The following is a 21,482-nucleotide window of genomic DNA, read 5'->3' as shown; positions in this document are numbered from 1 at the left end:
AAGAAGCCCCTCAGACCTAGTTCATAGGCTTAAGGAGCTTCTTCCTCGCTACATTATCCGTTTTTCAACAGTCTGACCGCTGAAAAGGCTGCGCCATGACGCAACTTCCGCTTTTCCAGCCGTTTATGCAGCGAACGGTTATACAGAACTTGAATGACAAAATACGAGATAACCCCTAGCACCACACCGAAAATCGACATGCCAATCAGAATGTGCAGTCCTCCATGCAGCAAGTCTCTAAATACAGCCCAATTACCATGAAACAGTTCCATAAAGGAATGTTCATGGAGCCTGCCTCCCCGTACATGTACCGGGTAATGGGACGGATAAATCCAAGCTCCCAATTGCTTGGCGAACGGCATCAGCACAATCGGCAAAAAGGTCAGCTTACCTACAACGTTGCCCACAATTGCCGCAGGCAACGAGCCGCCAGACAGCCGGACAACCGGGTAAAACACGAGATATACCAGCGAAGCCGTGGAGATAACAATCATCTCCAAAGCGAAGCCAATGGCAAAGCCCAAAGAGATTTTCTTCACTCCACCCGGCGCACGCAGCAGCTTGATGAAATTCAGACGAATCGCCCGCCATATATTTTGAAACATATTATATTTCTTCTTTGATTGGTTAGGTTTGAGCCTGTTCGGATTGAGCTTTATCAATAGGAGGACTCCTTCAACAGTACAATTCAAGTTCAGGAATGAGGTTATACAGCTACCCATCCTTACTTATGTCTATACTGTCATTATAACCCTCAGCGTTCGAAAAGCAATGTCATTCCGCCTGTTTCGCCGTATTAGGACAAGATTCGCTTGTTGACATCGTTTTGGAGAGGTACAATGTTCCAAATATCGGCCGCGTACTGCTGAATTGTGCAATCACTGGAGAACTTGCCGGCATGTGCCATGTTTACAATAGCACGCCGCGTCCACTCAGACGGATTTCGGTACACCTGCTCGATATGCACCTGAGTATCTACATACGCCGCAAAATCCTTGAGCACAAAGTATTCGTCATTGTGATCAATCAGGGATTGATAAATAGCCTCAAATTCCCGTTCATGCCGCGTAAAAGGAGCATCATTCACCAGTTGATCCAGCACTTCACGCAGCCGTTCGTCGCTGTTGGCTGTTTTGCGCGCTGAATACTGCCCGTCCCGGTAATACGCCTCGATCTGATCCACCTTCAGTCCGAAAATGAACATATTGTCATCGCCCACCATTTCATGCATTTCTACATTGGCTCCGTCCAGCGTACCCAGGGTGAGTGCACCATTCATCATAAATTTCATATTTCCGGTGCCTGAAGCTTCCTTGCCTGCCGTGGAAATTTGCTCGCTGACATCAGCCGCAGGAATAATCAGCTCGGCCAGTGAAACCGAGTAATTTTCCAGAAAAACGACTTTCAGCTTGTCCCTGACATCCACATCCCGATTGATCGTGTCCGCTACGTTGTTAATGAGCTTAATCGTCAGCTTGGCAAGATAATAGCCTGGGGCAGCTTTAGCTCCAAAAATAAACGTACGCGGCACCACATCCAGGGAAGGATTATGTTTGAGCTGATTGTATACGTGCATCACATGCAAAATATTAAGCAGTTGCCGCTTATATCCATGCAGTCGTTTGACCTGTACATCAAAAATCGAGGACGTATCCAGTCGCACGCTCTGTTTAGCAAAAACCTGCTCGGCGAGCCTGACTTTATTATTTCGCTTAATCGCCTGTATCCGTTCCTTGAACGACTCGTCCCCGCTGTAACGAAGCAGGTCGATCAACTCGCGTGGACGAGTTCTCCAGCGTGTGCCTATCGTTTCATCATACAAGCTTGCCAGCTCGGGATTCGCGTGCATGAGCCAGCGGCGATGGGCAATCCCGTTCGTTTTATTGTTAAAACGGCCGGGGTACAGCTCGTGGAACGGCTTCATTTCCCGTTCCTTCAAAATTTGCGTGTGCAGCGCAGCCACCCCGTTGACGCTGTAGCTGCCAACAATCGCCAAATGGGCCATACGAATCTGCTCACCATGAATAATTGCCATTTCGCCAATTTTAATGTCCTGACCCGGATAACGCTCCAGCAGCATGGCACAATAGCGCTTGTTCATTTCTTCAATGATCAGGGAAACACGCGGAAGCAGCTCCCGCACCATGTTGACAGGCCATTGCTCCAGCGCCTCGCTCAATATCGTGTGATTCGTATACGAAACCGTCCGCGTCGTAATATCCCACGCTTCCTCCCAGCCCAAGCCCTTCACGTCCATCAAAATACGCATAAGCTCCGGTATAACGAGCGTCGGATGTGTATCATTAATATGCAGCGCTATTTTGTCAGGCAACTGGCTGTATGGCAACCGAAGCTTCTCAAACGTCCGCAAAATACTTTGCAAGCCTGCCGAGCAGAGGAAATACTGCTGCTTCAAGCGAAGCAGCTTGCCCTCATAATTCGAATCATCCGGGTACAGGAACGCCGAAATGGATTCCACCGAGCGATTATAGTCGAGAAAGCGATAGTAACCGCCCTCGCCTCGAATCGGCCCTCGAACAGGATCGAGCGCTGATTCCGCGCTCCAGATCCGCAATGTATTCACCTGCGCATGTCCGTAGCCCACCAGTGGAATATCGTACGGAACGGCCCAGACCGTTTCGGCATCTTGTGTCTCGAAAACAAGACGACCATCCTCCTCCCGAGTTTCCACATGTCCCCAGAACTGAACCTCGACCTTCTTGTCAGGACGGCGTTCCTCCCAAACGTTTCCTTTTTGCAGCCAGTAATCCGGCAGCTCCACCTGATTTCCATCCACAATGCGCTGCTCGAACAGACCGTACTTGTAACGGATGCCGCAGCCATGTCCAGCATAGCCAAGGGACGCCAGCGAATCCATGAAGCAAGCTGCCAGACGGCCGAGACCGCCATTACCCAGCCCTGCGTCCGCCTCCTGCTCTTCAATCTCTTCCAGATCCCAGCCCAGCTCTCCCAGTGCCTGCCGGACCATATCCACCACGCCCAAATTCAACAAATTGCTGCCCAGCAGACGGCCTATCAAAAATTCCAGTGAAAAGTAATAGACCTGCTTCTCTTGTCCTTCTTTATAGGCTTGGTTCGTTTCCGCCCAATTTTTGCCGACTTGTTCGCGGATCATACCGCCCAAAACCTTGTATATGTCTTCCGCCTGAGCTTCCTGCATCGGCTTGCCCAGCCTTCCGACCAGTTGCTCTCGAAAAGCCTGCTTAAATGCTTCCTTATTGCTGAACAAAGGTGTAACCTCCTGTTATTTCCGTTTTAAATGCTAAATCACGCTATTTTTGGCAATGACATAGGGAACTCTGGCGTCTCCAATCAAGGTACGATCCGGTGAAAGCTGCACATCCTTATCCAAAATCACATTTTCCACCATTGCGCCTTTACGGATGACACATTTTTGCATAATGATCGAGTTGCTTACACGTGCACCTTCCTCCACTCGTACCCCACGAAAAAGGATGCTGTTTTCCACCTTGCCCCCAATCGTGCAGCCATTGGCAATAAGCGAATGATCCACCTCAGCAGTGTCTGTGTATCGGGTCGGAGCTTCATATTTGATTTTCGTATGCACCGGCTGATTCTGGAACAGTGCTTGATACTGCTGCTGATCCAGCAGCTTCATGCTGTTTTTATAGTAACTCTCAATGGAATTAATCACGGCATGATAGCCTTCATAGGGATATGCATAAATGCGCAGACCGCTTGGATTTTTCTGAATGGCATCCCGAAAAAAATGGTTATCCTGATGAGCAATGCAATGCTTCACCTGATCAAGATACAGACTTTTGTCCATGACGAAAATTTCCAGATAAATATTATGATGATCCTGCTCCTGATGAATGCCCGTCACCCGTCCGTCCTCACCAATCTCCAGCCGAACACAGGGAGCGTGCTCAGATTCGAGCTGATCTATTTGTTTGTACACAAGAGTGACGTCCGCGTTCTTCTCCCGATGGTAACGGTATACATCCTCAATATCGACCTTGTTGACATGCTGGGTTCCGGCGTGAACAATCGTCTGACCTGATGAGCGATGAAAAAAATCCAGATTGTTGTGTACATGCTGCAAATCTCCAAGAGATGCATCCGTCGGATCATTCCAGTCTGGTGGCAAAATAAACAGCCCGCCCCGTCTGCGGTCCAAATCCCAAGGCCGACCTTCACCCAGATGATCCAGCAGCGAACGGTATTTGCGACGGATGAACAGTGCAATATCATGCACCCCTGCATGCATCATGTTGGATAAGGTAAAATCAATGAGCCGATATCGACTGGCAAAGGGTACTGCGGCCCCGCACCGGAAATAGGTCAATTCCTTCAACTGATCCAGTTCGTGATCCAGGTTGATGACTCCAATGAGTCGGCTCATAGCGGACACCGTCCTTATCCGGGTTATATTCGTGCATGAAGCTGGCTTTCCTGATCGAACAAAATAATTTCATCCGAGCTGCCCTCAGATCCGATGACCGTGTTGTCTTCAATGATTATGTTTTCGCTCACAATGGCCCGGTGAATACGAACATTGCGGCCAATTTTGACGTTCGGCATAATGACAGAATCAGTAATAACACTCCCCTCACCTACCTCAACTCCATAAAATAGCACAGAATGCCTGACCTCCCCATCCACCACGCAGCCTTCATTCACGATGCTGTTTTTCAGAATCGCCCGTTGGGTGATATACTGAGCCGGTTGATTAGGGCTACGGGTATAGATACGCCAGAAAGAGTCATTCAGATCCAGCGGCGGGTCCTGAGCCAGCAGATCCATGTTGGACTCCCACAAGCTCTGAATGGTGCCTACATCCTTCCAGTACCCGGCAAACGGATACGCATACAGCGACCGCCCATGCTGGAGCAGCAACGGAATGATATCCTTGCCAAAATCATGCGAGGATTCAGAATCACTCGCGCTCTCCAGCAGATATCGGCGCAACACCTCCCATTTGAACAAATAAATGCCCATGGAGGCCAGCGTGCTTTTCGGCTGCTCCGGCTTCTCCTCAAAGTCGTAAATTTTCAAATCATCATCGACGTTCAGAATCCCGAATCTTTTGGCTTCCTGAATCGTGACGTCGATGACGGAAATGGTGCAATCTGCTCCCTTTTCCTTGTGATAGTCGAGCATGCGACTGTAATCCATTTTATAAATGTGATCTCCTGACAAAATGAGTACATGCTCCGGGTCATACTGATCCAAAAAATGCAGATTCCGATAAATAGCATCCGCCGTACCTCGATACCAGTTGTTTCCATTCTCCTTCTCGTGGGGAGGCAAAACAAAAACTCCCCCATCCAGGCGGTCCAAATCCCAGTCGCTGCCTACGCCGATGTAGGAATGAAGCACCAGCGGTTCATATTGGGTCAGCACGCCTACGGTATCAATGCCGGAATGAGTGCAATTGCTGAGGGGAAAATCAATGATGCGGTAGGTTCCTCCAAAAAATACAGCCGGTTTGGCAAGTGTACGGGTCAGTCCTTTGAGTCTTTTGCCTTGTCCGCCAGCGAGCAGCATGGCAACTACTTCCTTCTTTCTCATAACAAAGACCTCCCTGTCATGTGCATCTGAAGCAATTGCGGCAGGATACTTAATAATATCCATTAAACGTGAATAGGCAGTCGTAATCGTTTCATGGACGAAGGAACGGGTAAGATTTGATGGAAAGGGTAAAATCATAGTTATGCGGAACGGGCGTAATGAAGCACTAAATCGTGAAATCCCGTTCATCATTTCACATTTTGGATGATTTTAAATCGTTTGTGTATGACAACATGAGCATAAGGAGGCATGAATCATGAAGAATAAAAAATGGGTCATAGCGGCATTGGGAATGGGTGTTGCGTATCTGATGAAAAATAAAGGGGCCCGCAATAAGGTATTGAACAAGGCACAGACCTTGATCAACCGCGCGAGAACATCTACAAAATGGTAAAGCTTTAATCCAAGAAAAAAGAGAGCCTCTCTGAATAGTCATTCAGGGGGGCTCTGCTCTGGCTTCCTCTGCATCCACGAACACAATGCCCGTTCGAAGCAGTATTTGAAGACGGTCAGACATTCTCCTGATGTTCTTCTACTTCCAAAATATGTTCGACGGTAAAGGTTCGATGCATCCATTCGGAGGAACGATAGGCCTGTAAAAGACCTGCTGTACGAATTTGCTCTTTATCTACCTTTTTGAAGGTATGGGTTATTCTCACCTTGCCTTTAAAAGGGAAAAAGGAAAGGCCTACAGTCTGATCGGACAGCCACTCGACCCGTACTCGCTCGCTTTCATGGCGAACTGCCGGAAAGCTCAAGCCGTCAGCGAACCATTCATAATCCGCAGTAGGTGTACCCGGCTCCCGACTACACAAAAACAGGCTCAATTCGTCGCAGAACAACATTCTGCGTACATCCGTCCGCACTTGATGGTCAAAGGTTACACCAAATGACATCTCCTGCTTGAGCCTGTGCCGACGCTGCTCCTCTGCCTCCAGATAAGCACACGCCACTTGCTTGTCCTGAGCATCCTTATGCTCAGTCCGTCCGACTAGCTCCTTGTACATCAGGCTGCATAGCAGCGCGGCATAGGAATTCACTTGCTCGACTTCATCAATCCCGAGACGATAGAACACAAAACGTGGATGGAGTGGAAAATCAATAAATGTATAGGGTGCAGATACCTGATCATTCCAAAAAGGAGCGGCGTCCAACTCAATCCACCCCCGGTCATGCTCCCGAGCTGCATATACAAAATCCTGCTTGTGCCGACGATTCTTAAAGGCACTTTCTTCCCACTGTGAAGCCAGCTCCCCTGAAATATGGGCATGGTCATGCTGCGTCGTCATCATATAAGCTTGGTCCGTTTCATAAATAACCATATGCTCTCCCCTTCCGTCCGGCGATTCATCTGATTCGTGTAAAAAACTCTGTTTGAAGGCATGGTTATACTTATTTTTATTATATCAGGATAAGGGTAAAAAGGCAGTGAAGTTTTCCGCATCCTTACTTCTAATTACCCGTAAGCTTCCTCACTCGAAACTGCTGCGGCGTCGTCCCTTCCAGCTCACGAAATACCTTGTTAAAATGCTTTGCATTGTCAAAGCCTACGGCAGCTGCAATTTCATAAATCTTGCCGCCTTGACACCCCAGCAGTTTCTTGGCCTCTGCAATGCGCAATTTTTTTACATATTGAACAAAGCTCATGCCTGTATAGGCTTTGAACGCCTGACTAAAATACGTGTAATTCAACGATACCGAATTGGATACTACCGCCATATTCAAATCCTCGCTGTAATGAGCATGGATGTATTGGATAGCTCGCGTCATACTACCGCTTCTATCGGCGGTGACACTAGCACCATCCATACTTCCGGCCCGTCTATCCTTCTCCACTCCGACAATATTATCGTTTATGATAGGGTTCCTCTGTTCCAGTCTGTCCTGACCTGCGTGCTGCTCCAATTCCTCGTTCAAGGTTGCCAGCGCACCGAACAGCTCCTCCCTGACAATCGGCTTGAGCAAATACTCCCGTGCTCCGCAGCGAATCGCTTCTCTTGCATACTGGAACTCGTCATATCCACTGAGAATGATCACCATAGGCCTGCGTCCCGGCTCCAGCTCGCGGATATGCTGCATCAGCATAATGCCATCCATGACAGGCATACGGATATCCGTAATGACCAGCTCAGGTGAATAGTGCTGTACATGCTGCCAAGCCTCTCTTCCGTCCTTGACTAGTGCACATTCATATAAGCCGGAAAATTCCCGTTCAATCATGGCCTGAAGGCCCATTCGAATGTTCTTTTCGTCATCCGCAATCAATAGTCTAGTCGCCATTGTCCACCCCGCTCATCATGTGACGTCTGGGCAAAATCAGGGTCACTGTCGTCGATTGTCCGAGGATACTGTCCAGTCGGATGCCGTACCCGACGCCATAATGCATACTCAGGCGACGATGCACATTGCGCAAACCGATCCCTCCATTCACTCCCGGCTCACGAGAATCCATATCTTTTTGTCCCAGACCTGACATAATGTCTTGTCTTCTCTCCTCGAGTATCCCTGCTCCATTATCCCGAATGCGCAGCTCAAATCGTTCCTGCATCATGCAGGCTTCTATGGTAATGCTGAATGTCCGTTCAGGCTGTTCCCATCCATCCATTTCATTGTGTAATGCACTCCAGCCGTGCTTGATGGCATTTTCCACCACAGGCTGTAGCGACATTTTCAGCACTTCCTGCTCCATATACGCTGGCGGCAGATGAACCTCCAGACCAATTTGGTTGTCATGGCGAATGTTCATAATAGCCACATAATGCTGAATATGGCGGATTTCGTCCCGCAGCGCAACATATGGACCGGACCATTGGAGATTGTAACGCATCATCGAGCCAAGAGAGGTCAAGGCATCCGACAACGGATACTGACGCTCCAGCTCTGCCATCATTTTTAAATTTTCCAGCGTATTATAAAGAAAATGGGAATCAATTTGATGCTTGAGTGCTTGCAATTCAGCCTCCTGAGCAGCAGCCTGCTTGTGTACTGCCTCAGCAATAAGCCCGTTAATCTGACTCAGCAGACTGCGGAAATACAGGGCCAGCTCCGCCACCTCTCCACGTCCATACACGGGAATCCGAAGCTGAAAGTCTCCGTCCTGCTGTACCTTCTTCATGGATTCCCGCAGTGTATGAAGCTGTTTGAGGATAAAAGCGTGCAAGGTGTAGGAAATAAGTGACATCAACAAAATCAGTACACAAATAATAAGCAGCATAGCATTGCGCTTCTGACGGAGATCACCCAGCGAACGGTCCAGCGCTACCACGTTTAGCAGATAAGCGTCCAGCCCTTCTATAGAACGGTACAGACCGAGATAAGGCTTATTTTCATAAGTAAAATCAAAAGCACCACCCGGTCCCTGAACGCGGGACTGAAACAGATGGCGCAAATTGGACTCAGGTATGGGAAGCGCATCGGATAGAGGGGAGGCTGTTGCTATATCGTTAAAAGACATGGGCTTGCCGCTGTTCCATGGGCTGGAATCGCTGCCGCCCCATATGAGCATTTGTGACGATGCACGGTTATCTTGCGGAGTATCAAATACTCTGGGCGAAAATAACTCCAGCCTCATGTTCGTCTCCACCAAACCCGCGTGTCTTTCTCCAGCACTTCCTACAGCCTGAATTTCACGCAGCAAAGCCATATACTGCACCGTTTCGCTTTCCTGTCGTGCTTGCCCTCGAAGCAAGCTTTTCGGTCCCTGATACATTTCCCACCAGATTTTTCCTTGCTGATGTTGAGCCGTTTTCAGCCAGGAAACCATAGGTAATCGTGACTCGTTGAAAATCATCGGCCATATTTCGCGTACGTGTGGATTGCTCGTATACAGCCGAATATTCGCCACATTGGGATTGCTGTACAGCAAATGCTGCAAATTCGGAAACACGTTCATGTTGAATTGCACCAGCTCATCACTGCTCATTTCACGTTCCTCAGTCAAATAACGGAGTACGTTGCGATCTGAAATCGCAAGCTGTGCGGTTCGCTCCATAATTTCCATATTGCTGTGAATATGGGCCAGCTCTGTATCCAGCACATACTGATTTTGGGCGGTAATCTCTTGCATGGTGTTCTCGTATAGCTGGTGAAAGGTATATAGCGAGAATAATACAACCGGGATTAAAATAACGGCGATATATGCGACAATGAGCTTGACTTGAAGAGAGCAGCCACCAAGCCGATCCGCCGTATCCGTCAGCCACCGCCATACTTCGCGGAGCAGCGGTCTTTTTATTCGTGGACGTCTGCGGCTTGGCATGAAATCACATCCTTAGGTTCAATAAATCAGATCATTTGGTGAACTGCTCTATTTTCTTGAGGTTTTCTTCATAGGCCTTTTGCTGATAAGCCATGACCTTGTCATATCCGGCTTTTCTGCGATCTTCCAAAAAGCGGGCAAACAATTGGTCGAATTCTTCATCCGAGGAAGCCAGCAGCAGCTTTGGCAATGCCTTGCCCCAGATTTGGTCTATCCGTCCTGACGCAATGCCCTCTGCCGATGTTCCGGTCGGTTTGATGTTGTCGTATTGGGAGAAGCCTTTTGTCTTGCCCTTCGTCCAATCCTCCGGCTGCTTGTATGGATCCACGCTGGGCGGCGCCCACTGCAAATTCATATTCGTGTCCATCAGCATCCAGAAGGTGAAGGCAGCACCATATTTTTTATCAAAAGTAGCGCGGTCCTTGTTCATCTGCTCCAGCACCTCCGGCTTGAAGGCTGGCTTACCGTTAACCGTCTCCCACAGCTTCCCCTGCTCCCCGAGGTACAGGTCACGGTTCCCTTCCTCGCTAATCAGGTAGGTCAGGAATTCAATAGCCCGCTCCTTGTCTTTGACATCCTTGGAAATGAGCGTTACCGTCCAGCCAGAAATACCCGGTCCAGCCAGCGCAGGCGGATCCAGCTTGCTGTTCGAAGGCCCATCGACCGCGATATAGACGGAGTTCGGGTCCTTCGCATACAATGTAGCCTGTTGTCCAGCAAAGTCGGAGCGCTGATACAGCATAGCAAAATACCGGCCCTGTGCTACCTTTTCCTCCATTTGCGGACGCTTGTCGATAAATACATCCTTGGCGATCAGCCCCTGCTCATTCGCTTGACGGAAGGTTTTGAGCCACCGAATATATTCTTCGTCTGAACGGCGGTCGTACAGCTTTCCGTCCTTTTCATGAGGAATGGCTAGAAAATTGAGTAAATAGTCTTCAAAAGAGTAATTCCCGTTGTCCGTAAATTCGTGAAACCCGATCGGGATCAGCGGCTGACCGTTCACATCAGGAAATTTCTCTTTCGATTTTTGAAGCGCTTTCAAAAATCCTTCCGGTGTTCTCATATCCGGCTTACCAATCGCCTCATACATGTCCTTCCGCACCATAAACGTCTGGTTAGAAACAAAATTTTGCCCGTATTTTTGATAATCCTGCGGTGAAGAGGAAGCGTTGGGATAGCCGTATACATTTCCGTCCGGTTGCTGATACCAGGACATTTTCGCCGGGTCAGCCATTTTAATCAAATACGGATCGTATTTCTCAGCCAGCTTGTTGAGTGGAAGCACCATTTTGCCCTCGATCATTTTTTTGACTGCATCCTCTCCCCAACCGAGCGTCACAAAATCAGGCAGCTTGCCCGAGGCCAGCATGGTATTAAGCTTCTCATTTTCATTCCCTGCCGGTACGATAAAATTGACGCTGACCCCGGTTTTCTGCGTAACATACCTCGAGGTCTCATCCGTGCCCCACTTGTTCGGGAACCAGGAAAAGTTCAAATACCAGTCAAACGTAATCGGCTCCGTATCCGCCTTCCATCCCGGCGCATCTGCCGTAGCCTTTGTCATCTCGTCCTTCAATTCCGTGACAGCTCCGCCTCCTCCGGACGTACATGCTGCGAGCGAACCCGCCAGCAGAGCGGCAGCCAGCAGCCCCTTCTGCCATTTGCGAATGTTCATCATAAATCTCCCCCTTGGATGATGTGCTATCCTTTGATCGAGCCGATCATCAGACCCTTGACGAAATATTTTTGCAGAAAAGGATATACCAGTACAATCGGTAGTGTCGTCACGACCATCGTCGCCAGCTTGATCGACTGCGAAGTGACGGACTGGGCAACAATCCCCGGTGCAGCAGACATCATCTGATTAGAGCTGGATTGGGCAACAACACGGTACAAATACGTCTGAATCGGCTGAAGGTCCGTATTATTGATATAGATCATTCCGGTAAAATAATCGTTCCACTGGTACACCCCATGAAAAAGCGCAATCGTCGCTACCACGGGCATGGATACGGGAAGCACAATCCGGCAAAAGATACTGAAATCGTTCGCCCCGTCTATTTTCGCCGCTTCCTCCAATGCATCCGGCAGCTCCCGGAAAAAAGCCATAAAAATTATAAGATCAAAAAAGCTGAACATCGCCGGAATAATATACACCCAAAAGCTGTCCAACAGCCCGAGATCACGTATCAGCAAATACGTCGGAATCAATCCCCCGCCGAAAAACAGGGTTATCGTACCGATCAGCATATACAGCTTGCGCCCAATCAGCTCCCTACGGGAATATGCATATGCAATCATGGCGGTAAAAAACACATGTACAATCGTGCCGATTACCGTCTTGGTAATGGTCACCCCCATCGCGGTCATAATACCGTTGTTCGCAAACACGGCCTGATAGCTGCCCAGACTAAATACTCTCGGCCACCAGTAAATACCACCCCGCATGGCGTCTGCTCCTTCGTTAAAGGAGTTCACCAGCACGTACCACACCGGATACAACGTTACAAAACATATGATCAGCATGAAGACGCTGTTCACGACATCGAATATCGCTTCGCCTGTCGTTTTGCGTTGCAATAGCTGCATGCAGCCGTCCTCCTTCAGAATAGGGATGTATTATTAATCCGCTTGGTGACCGAATTGGCGATCATCAGCAAAATAAGAGCAAGAACCGATTTCAGCAACCCCACTGCGGTCGAATATGAGAAGCGCCCCTGCTGTATGCCCACCTGATATACATAAATATCCACAACATTACTTGCGCTTTCATTCAGTGAGTTACGTAATACGAGAATCTGGTCAAAGTTAGAGTTCAATATCCCGCTGACCGCCAAAATAAACAAAATGGATATCGTGCCCTTGATCGCAGGAAGCGTGACGTACCACATTTTCTGAAACCGTCCAGCTCCGTCAATGGTCGCCGCTTCATACATATCCGTCGATACACCCGCCATGGCTGCCAAATAAATAATGGCCGACCATCCAAGCTCCTTCCAGATATCCGAGCTGACGACAATGGCCCAAAAGTAGCTCGGCTCCGCCAAATAACTGATTGGCTGTTCGATCCAGCCCCAAGCCAGCAACAGATGATTGATCATCCCGGTATCTGCCAGCCACGTCGTTAAGATCCCGCCAAGAATAACCCATGATAAAAAATGAGGAAGATACGAAATGGTCTGAATGGACTTTTTAAACCGCGTAGACCGGATTTCGTTCAGGAACAAAGCAAATAAAATGGGCAACGGGAACCCGATTGCCAGCTTGAGCAGACTGATGCCCAGCGTATTTTTGACAACATACCAAAAGTTATCATCCTCCAGAAAGGCCCGAAAATGCTCCAATCCCGCCCAAGGTGCGCTTGATATGGTGCCAATGATGTCAAAATGCTTGAAGGCAATCAGAATGCCGTACATCGGAATGTAATGAAAAATAATCATCCATACCACACCTAACAGCGCCATGGTCTGCAAATGTCTTTGTTGCACCCATTTACGAGCCAGTACTCTCCCTTTTCCGGGTTGGCTAGGCGGCTGTTGTCGCGGCCTCCATTCTGTACTCATACGACAGACCTCCCTTCTCTATAATGTAAGCACTTACATTTCTTATTTTAGAGGCTTCTGCTGTTCATGAGTAGTACCGATTTTTTTGATTTTGGTGTCTAAAGTTCAGGTAGCAGCATTCCGAGTCGCAGAATATTTTTGGCCTGTTGCGAATTTTTTACAATCTATTAATTTACGAAAAAGACTATCCAATGGTACGATAAGACCACATGTTATTCCAAACATTACCTATACATCTAGATCAGGAGGATTAAGAAAAATGGATGAATTAGTTCGTTCGATTCAAAAACAGATTCGCATTAAAAGAGTTGCCTGCTGGGCGGGGATCATCCTGTGCGGGCTGTGCGCCTTAATTGGCATAGTTGCTCAAGAGTGGCTCTTGGCTCTCATTACAGTTGGAGCTACTATTTTATGTATCTATAGCTTAATGCTTATGCGCGGGATGACGAAATTTTCTGTGGAATACCAACCGGGAAAACGCTTCCGCTACTATCGTCGTACCGTTCAGCAAAAGTTGCGTTATATCACCTGGGTGCAATGCTTGTTAGGAGTTTTTATTGTTCTGAATTTCACTGTGCTTAGCGGCGGGCTGATTCCTTTTGTTGCAGCCATCTTTGGTATTCTGACCCTTCAGTTCAGTATCAAGAAACGGATTAAAAATCATCAGGAGCCTGATGCCGCCGACTTGGCTGAGTTTGTACGTTTGGGGATCATCTCTCCCCATGAGCAGACGATTGGCGTGTATAAAGATTTTGTGCATCTTACCCATACGTTTCGAGGGAACCAAATTATGATCGTGACGAATAAACGCCTGATTTCCGTGTTTATAGAGGAACAGGGTCGTGCGTTGAAAACAGAAATGCTGCTCTCAAGCATAAATAAAGTACGTGCAATCGAAACGGGTTTTCAGGGCAAGGGATTATTGCTTTCGGTGAGCAACCGGGATCATAATGAGCTTCACATTCACATGATCGGGCAAAGCATTTACTTTTCTCCAGAGCAGTTCGTCGGTTCTTTTCTACAGGCATTGGATGCGGCATTCAAAAGTGCACCGTACCTTTTAGAAGAAACATTCCCGACCTACCAGCAGTTGAAAATTTCATTGCATCCATCAGAGCAGGGTGCTCTGCGTAAGCCTACAACTGCTTAGTCTTCATATAACGGCGCCAAATAGCAAGCAAGCCCGATTCCTAATGAGCTTACTTGCTATTTGGCATACTTTTACATCAAATATCTACTTGCTGGAGAACTTTTTCTACTTACTTCTGTCCAATTAATGATTTGCTCCATGATAAAACACGGAAATGAGGTCATGACTTGTAACAAACACCAGCAAGCTAAACAGACTGAGCGACAGAGGCTGTGAAATCAATTTTTTCATCCTTTAACACTCCTTTTAAAATAGTTATATATTGGTCTTGCTGTGTTGCCGTAGCTTGGGATCTGAAAATCTCAAATATGGCGGTACACTTCCTGAACTCATGCTCATGTTCCATACCCAGGGTATCTGACAGCATGAGGGATTGCAAAATATAGTCCAGCGCAACCGTGAACTGCTGCTGCTTGATGTAATAGAGAGACAGTTGATAGCAAAAGCGAAAATAATAAGACACATTCACAGGCTCTTCGAGATATTTGAAATCGTCAATTTGTTCAACAAAGGGCTCTAGCACAGTCTCTAAAGAATAGTCGTGCCTGGATGCCCCCTCCACGATGGAAAGAAGCCCCGGTAACAGTTCTTCTGGATTGTCCTGAAGAAATTGAACATATTCCTGCAACACTTCGAAACAGCCTGACAAAATATCAAGAGCATACTGATTGGCTTTAGCTGCATGGCGATAATACTCGACTTCCGCTTCCCCGTGAGGATCAAGACCATTGAACCAGCCCAATTCGGCATACTTTTCGATGCAATCTCGGGCTTCATCATATTTGCCCTGTTTCTGGAAGGCCATTCCTTTCATCAGATGACTGTATCCATAGTAATATACTAGTGGACGTCTGGTATGTATGGGTTGTACGGGTTTCTTGTGTGCTTTGTAGAACTGTAACTCCTGATACTTCTGGCTGGCACGGTCGTACAGATGATCACATAATGCAATCATATTGGCTCCGTCGTTAAACGAAAATGACAGCTTAATCATATTAACAAGTGTATCTAAATCTGTGATGTCGGAGTGAACAAGTTCATCCACCCTCCCCACCTCCTTGTCCGACTTATCATATTCACGAAATAGAAAGTTCACCAAACCAAAGAATGAACTGAATGCCGTTCATGATATGATTTAATGATAAAATAACTTAATTACGTAATTATTACTTAATTAAGTTATATCATAAAATCAACTATGTCGCAAGCTTTTTATGAGAAAAAATCCCATTTACGCAGAGGTAAACGGGATTTACGGATTTGGTAAACTTCAATCGTTCATTTGTTTTTCTCCAAATGAAGTAAAGGGAATGCTCGCCCTGATCCGTCCAGTGCGGATCGCCCTGTTTGTACAAAGCCATAATGTTTGTAGAAAGCATGTGCATGTTCGTTTTGCTCATTAACGTCCACTTTGAGACGTTTGCCTTTTATTTTTTCAGCATGCCGGATTAAGCGGCTGCCTGTGCCCTGTCCGTGTCGCTTAGGGTCAACGAATAACATCTCTATTTTAATCCCGTCCAGTCCGATAAACCCTATTGGATCTTGGTTTTCGTTCCACTCCATCCAAATCTCAACTTCTCTTAGTGCACCATTTCGCACGATATGATGGTAAAATTGAATGTCTTCTTCCGTCAAAAATGTGTGAGTCTGACGTACAGCCCGATGCCAAATATCTACGAGCTGATCATGATTTTCTTCCCGATAAGCAACAATTTCATTCTGCACTTCATATCCCCCCGTACTCGTAAAATTTCATTAAGTTAACTTTTCCAGTAAGTCTAGCATATTTATTAAGAGACAAACAAACACCAAAAGGGAGACAGAATTCTTCCGCCTCCCCACTCGTTGTAAAGGATTACAACGTAACACCGTTTTTAAAAATAGCCAGCTCTCTGAAATTGTTCTTCTCGTTGTTCACCCAGGTTCCGCTGGCTACATCGACAATGTAATCCACAAAGCTGCGGAGCGCATCCTCCATACTAACATCCTCCACCAGTGAACCTGCATTGTAGTCGATCCAATGGGGTTTGGCCTTATAAAGCGGCGAGTTGGTCGAAACCTTCATCGTCGGAACGAAGGAACCGAAAGGCGTACCGCGTCCAGTTGTGAAAATAACGAGCTGGCAGCCCGCTGCCGCAAGCGCCGAAGAAGCAACCAGATCGTTCCCCGGTGCGCTGAGCAGGTTGAGTCCCTTGGTTTTGAGACGCTCCCCGTACTGAATGACATCGGTGACCGTAGAAGAGCCGGACTTTTGCGTACAGCCCAACGATTTATCTTCCAGTGTCGTGATGCCTCCTGCTTTGTTGCCCGGCGACGGATTTTCGTATACCGGCTGCTTGTAATCCAGAAAATATTGCTTGAAATCGTTAATCAGATGCACGATTTTGCCGAATACTTCCTCGTCTGCCGCACGTTCCATAAGAATCGTCTCCGCGCCGAACATTTCCGGCACCTCAGTGAGTACCGTCGTTCCGCCCTGCGCAGCCATATAATCCGACAGCCGACCGAGCAGCGGATTGGCGGTAATACCGGACAGGCCGTCAGAGCCGCCGCATTTCAGCCCGATATTCAGCTCAGCTAAAGGCACGGGCTCCCGCCGATCTTCCTGCACGGCCGCATAAATTTCATGAAGCAGCCGTACCCCTTCCTCCACTTCATCCGATACTTCCTGGGAAAGTAAAAACTTCACCCGTTCCGGGTCATATTCCCCGATGGCTTCCTTAAACTCCTTCATTTCATTGTTCTCGCAGCCTAAGCCAAGAACCAGCACGCCACCCGCATTGGAATGCTTCACCGCATCAATCAAAATCGTGCGCGTATATGCATGATCGTCTCCCAACTGGGAACAGCCGTAGTTATGCTTGAGCACAAGTGCATTTTCAAAAGGCGAAATATCGCCTGCTTCCTGCTTGAAACGGTTTAAAATAAGCTCGGCAATCCCGTTCACACAACCGACCGTTGGCACAATCCACAACTCATTGCGAATCCCCACGCGGCCGTCCTTTCGGCGATAACCCTGAAACGTACGACTTTCCTGTTCATATAAATGAGGCGCTGGCTTAGGCTTGTAAGAGTACTCCTCCACGCCCGTCAGATTCGTCTTCGTATTATGCGTATGCACATGCTGCCCTGCCTGAATGGGCTGAATGGCATGGCCGATCGGATATCCGTATTTCAGCACATTTCCACCTTCAGGAATGTTCTGCAATGCAATTTTATGCCCACGCGCCACATCCTCAGCCAACATCACGCGCTGTTCTCCATGCGTTCCCCACGCCAGCGTCTCGCCCTGCTTGTAATCACGTAAAGCAACAGCCACGTTATCTTGATCATGAATTTGAATGAATTCCAGCATTCCAGTCTCCTCCTTGCTTATGCTCTGGGTACGCTGTTCCCGGTTAGAGAATCCAGCGTATCCTTCATTCCCCTGCTTGTAATCTCATACACATGCTGTGCCGTCTGTTCAGCCAATCCTGCAATCTCGTTCAGGTCTTGCCCCCACCAGGTATGCTTGCTCAGTATCTGTGCCGTTAATTGCTTCGCTCCGGCAAGTGTTCCGTTATATCCGCTCCACAGCTCGCCAAATGCGGTCAACACTTCCGCTTCGTCTGCCAAGGCAATCGGTTCGCCGTCTCTCTTTCCCCCGTAAAATACGAATAAGGATGCCAGCGAAAATACCGTTTTTACAGGTAATTCCTTATGTTGCTCCACATATTGAAGCAAGGAAGGCAAATTACGTGTCTTGAACTTGGATATGGAATTCAGTGCAATGCTCATGACATAATGACTCACATACGGATTATGAAACCGTTCAATGACATCATCGGCGTATACATTCAATTCCGCTGCTGGGGAATCCAGCGTTGGAATCACTTCTTCTCGAATGAGTGACTGGATAAAAGCACCCACGACATCATGCTCGACCGCCTGCCCTACCGTATCCAAACCATATAAATAAGCGACAGGCGTAAGCGCCGTATGTGCCCCGTTCAAAATACGCACCTTGCGTGTACGGTATGGCGCCATATCGTCGACGATCAGTACGTTCAGTCCAGCCAGATGAGCAGGTAATTCTTCCTTGAGCCATTGTGGTCCTTCGATGACCCACAGGTGATACTGTTCACCGACAACGATCAGGCTGTCCTTATACCCCAACTCTGCTTGAATCTCTGTGATCCGGTCCTTGGGATAACCCGGCACAATCCGATCCACGAGGCTGTTGCAGAACGTATTCGCTTCCTCCAGCCAGGATGTAAACTCAGCTCCAAGCTTCCACTGATCTACATATTTCAATACAATTTCCTTGAGCGCATCTCCATTGCGGTCGATCAGCTCGCATGGAATGATTACCAGGCCCTTGCTTGGATCTCCATTGAAAAATTGAAAGCGCTTATAGAGCAAAGCAGCCAGCTTACCTGGAAAGCTCTTTTGCGGGCGATCTTCCAGCCGATCCTCCGGTCCGTAAGCAATTCCTGCTTCTGTCGTGTTCGATACGACAAAGCGCAGCTCCGGTTTTTGGATCAGTGCCTCATATTCTGACCAATCTGGGCCGTACGGGTTAAGCCCTCGGGTGACGCATTCCACAACAGTATGCTCCTTCACGGCCTGCCCATCCTTCATCCCTTCGAGAATAACCGTATACAGGCCACCCTGCTCGTTGAGCTTCTCCACCATGCCTCCTGCCTGTGGCTGTACAATAACGACACCTGTATTCCACTCTGCCTGCTTATTCATTTTATCGAATTGCCAATCTACAAAAGCACGCAGGAAATTGCCTTCCCCAAATTGCAGCACCCTTTCAGGAAAAGGACTTGATACAATGAAGCTTTTTCTGTTTAGTTGGTCTAGTTCATCTACTTGTTTCATCCGGAGTAACCTCCCATTATTACCTTAATGATTTCAACAACATTTTATCACAATGCACACGTTAACAAAATAGTTTTCTCAACATTTTTGGTTTTTCAAAATATTAATGACAATAATATGAACACGTTAACATATAAACTATGCAACCTTTCGCGGATCTATGATTATCTTCCCGCTGTTTCGCACCTGAGCTAGGACGGTTAAGGCTAATTAGAATAGATGCAAGATAGCACGGGCAGGATAACGTTACTTACTAGGCAGGAGGAACATCTATGAAGACAATCGCAGATACTATTGTAGAAGTTTTAATCAATGCAGGGGTCAAGCGAATTTATGGTATCGTTGGAGATTCCTTAAATAATATGGTCGATTCCATTCGAAGCGACGGTCAAATTGAATGGATTCATGTGCGGCACGAAGAAGTGGCAGCCTTTGCAGCCGGGGCTGATGCTGATCTTACCGGCAGCATTGCAGTGTGCGCTGGCAGCAGTGGTCCCGGAAATCTACATCTTATTAACGGATTATATGATTGTCACCGCAATCGGGTACCTGTACTCGCTATTGCGGCCCACATTCCAAGCGACGAAATTGGAAGCGAATATTTCCAGGCTACACATCCTGAGCATCTTTTCGGGGAATGCAGCCACTTCTGTGAGGTCATTACGACTCCACGACAAATTCCAAGAACCGTTACGATGGCTATACAACAGGCCGTTTCACGTTCAGGTGTCTCCGTCATTGTTCTTCCCGGGGATGTGGCAGCTTTAGCAGCGGAAAAGGCGCCTATTCCTGAACATGTCTACCATCTCACTGCACCTGTGGTGCATCCGTCAGCTTCGGAAATTTCCCGGCTGGCCGAGTACCTGAATCAAGGCAAACGAATCACTTTGTTATGCGGCTCCGGCTGTGCGAAATCCCACGAATTGCTCATGCAACTGTGCGACAAGTTGAAATCCCCTATGGTTGCTGCCCTTCGGGGCAAGGAATATCTGGAGTATAACAATCCTTATTATGCAGGCTTGACGGGGCTGATCGGGTATTCTTCCGGGTACCATGCAATGATGGATTGTGACGTCCTGCTTATGCTCGGAACAGACTTTCCTTACAGACAGTTTTATCCCGAAAATGCAGTTGTGCTGCAAGTGGATATTGAGCCTGCCCACCTCGGCAGACGCACTCCTTTAACGTATGGGCTGTGCGGGGATGTACAAGCAACGTTGGAAATGCTGCTTCCTCATTTAACGACAGAGCATGATTCCAAGCATTTGGAAAAAACCGTCTCCCACTATACCAAGGTGCGTCAGGAACTGGATGAACTGGCGGTTGGTAAACCCGGTCATACACCAATCCATCCACAATATCTCACCAAGGTCGTCAGTGATGCCGCACATGAAAATGCCATTTTCACCTGTGATGTGGGTACGCCTACCGTGTGGGCAGCACGTTATTTACAAATGAACGGCCAACGCCGACTGATCGGCTCCTTCAATCACGGAACGATGGCAAGTGCATTGCCGCAAGCGATTGGGGCACAAGCCACTGAGCCTGACCGACAGGTAATTGCTCTATCTGGTGATGGCGGATTGACGATGCTGATGGGCGATCTGCTTACCCTGAAACAGCATCAGTTACCTGTAAAAGTCATTGTTTTCAATAACGGCGCCCTCGGTTTTGTTGAACTGGAAATGAAAGCAGCCGGCTTTCTGGAAAACGGCACCGAGCTGGTGAATCCTGATTTTGGCGCTGTAGCGGAAGCCATGGGTCTCAAGGGAATTCGAGTCGAAGATCCGGCGATGCTGGAGGACGCGATTCAACAGGCATTGGCTCACGATGGTCCTGTGGTGGTGGATGTAGTGGTCAATCGTCAGGAGCTATCCATGCCACCCAAGATTAATCTCAAACAGGCTGAAGGTTTTACACTGTGGATGATGAAAGCTGTGCTGAATGGGCGCGGTGACGAAATTATTGAACTGGCGAAAACCAATCTTTTACGATAAAAGCCGCCACACTTGCACATATTTTAATAAAAAAGGGGCAGGAACAGCGCGTCATGCACTGAACCTGCCCTTTTTGGTCTGCCCTTTTC

The 21,482-nt window shown here is 47.9% G+C and carries 17 protein-coding genes; 3 read left to right on the top strand and 14 right to left on the bottom strand.

Annotation, left to right across the window (positions count from 1 at the left end):
- Positions 1 to 53: 53 nt before the first annotated feature.
- The 4 genes from C1I60_RS17515 to C1I60_RS17500 form a co-directional block, all read right to left on the bottom strand.
- Positions 54 to 605 (bottom strand): DUF2062 domain-containing protein, encoded by a 552-nt coding sequence (locus C1I60_RS17515; RefSeq protein WP_170970841.1) that lies wholly within the window; start codon positions 603 to 605, stop codon positions 54 to 56.
- A gap of 191 nt (positions 606 to 796) precedes the next feature.
- Positions 797 to 3,250 (bottom strand): glycogen/starch/alpha-glucan phosphorylase, encoded by a 2,454-nt coding sequence (locus tag C1I60_RS17510; RefSeq protein ID WP_137062888.1) that lies wholly within the window; start codon positions 3,248 to 3,250, stop codon positions 797 to 799.
- A 33-nt stretch (positions 3,251 to 3,283) separates the two neighbouring features.
- The gene (gene glgD, locus C1I60_RS17505) at positions 3,284 to 4,387 is read right to left on the bottom strand and encodes a glucose-1-phosphate adenylyltransferase subunit GlgD (RefSeq protein WP_137062887.1); all 1,104 of its coding nucleotides are present in this window, start codon (positions 4,385 to 4,387) and stop codon (positions 3,284 to 3,286) included.
- A gap of 23 nt (positions 4,388 to 4,410) precedes the next feature.
- Entirely contained in the window at positions 4,411 to 5,556 is a 1,146-nt protein-coding gene (locus C1I60_RS17500; RefSeq protein WP_137062886.1) for a glucose-1-phosphate adenylyltransferase, read from the bottom strand.
- A gap of 256 nt (positions 5,557 to 5,812) precedes the next feature.
- Here C1I60_RS17500 and C1I60_RS24570 point away from each other — a divergent pair, with 256 nt between their 5' ends.
- The gene (locus tag C1I60_RS24570) at positions 5,813 to 5,950 is read left to right on the top strand and encodes a hypothetical protein (protein WP_170970840.1); all 138 of its coding nucleotides are present in this window, start codon (positions 5,813 to 5,815) and stop codon (positions 5,948 to 5,950) included.
- Between the two features lie 115 nt (positions 5,951 to 6,065).
- Here C1I60_RS24570 and C1I60_RS17495 read toward each other — a convergent pair whose 3' ends face one another.
- The 6 genes from C1I60_RS17495 to C1I60_RS17470 form a co-directional block, all read right to left on the bottom strand.
- Positions 6,066 to 6,878 carry a DUF3891 family protein gene (locus C1I60_RS17495; RefSeq protein WP_137062885.1) on the bottom strand — a complete coding sequence of 271 codons (813 nt, stop codon included), beginning with the start codon at positions 6,876 to 6,878 and terminating at the stop codon, positions 6,066 to 6,068.
- Between the two features lie 130 nt (positions 6,879 to 7,008).
- A complete protein-coding gene (locus tag C1I60_RS17490; RefSeq protein WP_137062884.1) occupies positions 7,009 to 7,836 on the bottom strand; it encodes a response regulator transcription factor in 828 nt (275 codons plus the stop codon).
- Complete coding sequence (locus C1I60_RS17485) at positions 7,826 to 9,814, bottom strand: sensor histidine kinase (protein WP_137062883.1); 1,989 nt, start codon at positions 9,812 to 9,814, stop codon at positions 7,826 to 7,828. The genes C1I60_RS17490 and C1I60_RS17485 overlap by 11 nt, the downstream gene beginning before the upstream one ends.
- Positions 9,815 to 9,845: 31 nt before the next feature.
- A complete protein-coding gene (locus C1I60_RS17480; RefSeq protein WP_137062882.1) occupies positions 9,846 to 11,492 on the bottom strand; it encodes a type 2 periplasmic-binding domain-containing protein in 1,647 nt (548 codons plus the stop codon).
- A gap of 26 nt (positions 11,493 to 11,518) precedes the next feature.
- Positions 11,519 to 12,406 (bottom strand): carbohydrate ABC transporter permease, encoded by an 888-nt coding sequence (locus C1I60_RS17475; protein ID WP_137062881.1) that lies wholly within the window; start codon positions 12,404 to 12,406, stop codon positions 11,519 to 11,521.
- Positions 12,407 to 12,420: 14 nt separating this feature from the next.
- Complete coding sequence (locus C1I60_RS17470; RefSeq protein ID WP_137062880.1) at positions 12,421 to 13,380, bottom strand: ABC transporter permease; 960 nt, start codon at positions 13,378 to 13,380, stop codon at positions 12,421 to 12,423.
- A gap of 259 nt (positions 13,381 to 13,639) precedes the next feature.
- Between C1I60_RS17470 and C1I60_RS17465 the strand changes: the two genes are divergently transcribed.
- Entirely contained in the window at positions 13,640 to 14,530 is an 891-nt protein-coding gene (locus tag C1I60_RS17465; RefSeq protein ID WP_137062879.1) for a hypothetical protein, read from the top strand.
- A 187-nt stretch (positions 14,531 to 14,717) separates the two neighbouring features.
- On the opposite strand, the gene C1I60_RS17460 is transcribed toward C1I60_RS17465, so the two are convergent.
- The 4 genes from C1I60_RS17460 to C1I60_RS17445 all read right to left on the bottom strand — a co-directional run bounded on the left by C1I60_RS17460 (position 14,718) and on the right by C1I60_RS17445 (position 19,396).
- A complete protein-coding gene (locus C1I60_RS17460) occupies positions 14,718 to 15,575 on the bottom strand; it encodes a DNA-binding protein (protein WP_137062878.1) in 858 nt (285 codons plus the stop codon).
- 233 nt (positions 15,576 to 15,808) lie between these two features.
- On the bottom strand, positions 15,809 to 16,255 hold the full coding sequence (locus C1I60_RS17455; RefSeq protein WP_137062877.1) for an acetyltransferase: 447 nt from the start codon (positions 16,253 to 16,255) through the stop codon (positions 15,809 to 15,811).
- Positions 16,256 to 16,385: 130 nt separating this feature from the next.
- Complete coding sequence (locus C1I60_RS17450; RefSeq protein ID WP_137062876.1) at positions 16,386 to 17,885, bottom strand: UxaA family hydrolase; 1,500 nt, start codon at positions 17,883 to 17,885, stop codon at positions 16,386 to 16,388.
- A gap of 17 nt (positions 17,886 to 17,902) precedes the next feature.
- A complete protein-coding gene (locus C1I60_RS17445) occupies positions 17,903 to 19,396 on the bottom strand; it encodes a tagaturonate reductase (RefSeq protein ID WP_137062875.1) in 1,494 nt (497 codons plus the stop codon).
- A 272-nt stretch (positions 19,397 to 19,668) separates the two neighbouring features.
- Here C1I60_RS17445 and poxB point away from each other — a divergent pair, with 272 nt between their 5' ends.
- Positions 19,669 to 21,393, top strand: a complete 1,725-nt coding sequence (poxB, locus tag C1I60_RS17440; protein ID WP_137062874.1) for a ubiquinone-dependent pyruvate dehydrogenase — start codon at positions 19,669 to 19,671, stop codon at positions 21,391 to 21,393.
- The last annotated feature ends 89 nt before the right edge of the window (positions 21,394 to 21,482 follow it).

The sequence above is a fragment of the Paenibacillus terrae genome, from assembly GCF_005217525.1.
Classification (GTDB): domain Bacteria; phylum Bacillota; class Bacilli; order Paenibacillales; family Paenibacillaceae; genus Paenibacillus; species Paenibacillus terrae_C.
Note: the sequence above shows the minus strand (reverse complement) of the source record. Positions and strands in the feature narration are given on the sequence as shown.

Bases quoted from the DNA above. Each gene is read 5' to 3' on its own strand.
- C1I60_RS17485 (WP_137062883.1), bottom strand. From the start codon at position 9,814: ATGCCAAGCCGCAGACGTCCACGAATAAAAAGACCGCTGCTCCGCGAA.
- C1I60_RS17465 (WP_137062879.1), top strand. From the start codon at position 13,640: ATGGATGAATTAGTTCGTTCGATTCAAAAACAGATTCGCATTAAAAGA.
- C1I60_RS17500 (WP_137062886.1), bottom strand. From the start codon at position 5,556: ATGAGAAAGAAGGAAGTAGTTGCCATGCTGCTCGCTGGCGGACAAGGC.
- C1I60_RS17515 (WP_170970841.1), bottom strand. From the start codon at position 605: ATGTTTCAAAATATATGGCGGGCGATTCGTCTGAATTTCATCAAGCTG.
- C1I60_RS17445 (WP_137062875.1), bottom strand. From the start codon at position 19,396: ATGAAACAAGTAGATGAACTAGACCAACTAAACAGAAAAAGCTTCATT.
- C1I60_RS17495 (WP_137062885.1), bottom strand. From the start codon at position 6,878: ATGGTTATTTATGAAACGGACCAAGCTTATATGATGACGACGCAGCAT.
- C1I60_RS17490 (WP_137062884.1), bottom strand. From the start codon at position 7,836: ATGGCGACTAGACTATTGATTGCGGATGACGAAAAGAACATTCGAATG.
- C1I60_RS24570 (WP_170970840.1), top strand. From the start codon at position 5,813: ATGAAGAATAAAAAATGGGTCATAGCGGCATTGGGAATGGGTGTTGCG.
- glgD (WP_137062887.1), bottom strand. From the start codon at position 4,387: ATGAGCCGACTCATTGGAGTCATCAACCTGGATCACGAACTGGATCAG.
- C1I60_RS17450 (WP_137062876.1), bottom strand. From the start codon at position 17,885: ATGCTGGAATTCATTCAAATTCATGATCAAGATAACGTGGCTGTTGCT.
- C1I60_RS17480 (WP_137062882.1), bottom strand. From the start codon at position 11,492: ATGAACATTCGCAAATGGCAGAAGGGGCTGCTGGCTGCCGCTCTGCTG.
- poxB (WP_137062874.1), top strand. From the start codon at position 19,669: ATGAAGACAATCGCAGATACTATTGTAGAAGTTTTAATCAATGCAGGG.
- C1I60_RS17475 (WP_137062881.1), bottom strand. From the start codon at position 12,406: ATGCAGCTATTGCAACGCAAAACGACAGGCGAAGCGATATTCGATGTC.
- C1I60_RS17470 (WP_137062880.1), bottom strand. From the start codon at position 13,380: ATGAGTACAGAATGGAGGCCGCGACAACAGCCGCCTAGCCAACCCGGA.